Here is a 578-nt window from a genome sequence, read left to right as displayed (position 1 = left end):
GGAGGATCCCGACACGCCTCTGGAGGTGTGGGCGATGGACGAGCATCGCGTCGGGCTGAAGCCGGTGCTCCGCCGGGTGTGGGCGCCGCGCGGCTGCCGCCCCATGGCCCGTGGCCACCAGCGCTTTGAGTGGATGTATCTTGTGGGCTTCGTGCGGCCGAGCACCGGACGGGTAGTCTGGTTCCTCACCGATGGCATTGATGCGCCCATGTTCGGGGCCATCTTGGACGCTTTTGCCCGCGAGGTTGGAGCTGGGCCCACCAAGCACGTGCTCATCGTTCTCGATGGCGCGGGCTGGCATGTCGCCAGCACGCTGGACATCCCGGAGGGCATCACGCTGGAATTCTTACCCCCGTATTCCCCCGAATTGCAGCCGGCCGAGCATCTCTGGCCACTGACCAACGAAACGATCGCCAACACCTACTTCGCGGATCTCGGTGCCCTTGATCAAGCGCTTGCCGATCGTTGTTGCGGTCTCGCCGATAATCCTGATCGCATTCGAGCCGCGACATGGTTCCACTGGTGGCCGCAATTCGCTTGATTTCCAAGCAATGGAAGCCTTCACGCGCCGCCCGTAT

At 63.5% G+C, this 578-nt stretch carries 1 protein-coding gene; it reads left to right on the top strand.

From position 1 onward, the window contains the following. On the top strand, window positions 1-541 hold a 541-nt coding region (locus QSG27_RS29165), incomplete at its 5' end, for an IS630 family transposase (protein ID WP_306712380.1). Between the last annotated feature and the right edge of the window lie 37 nt (window positions 542-578).

The sequence above is a fragment of the Azospirillum isscasi genome (genome assembly GCF_030849505.1).
In the GTDB taxonomy this organism is placed as follows: Bacteria; Pseudomonadota; Alphaproteobacteria; order Azospirillales; family Azospirillaceae; genus Azospirillum; species Azospirillum isscasi.
This window is presented reverse-complemented; position numbering and strand designations above follow the sequence as displayed.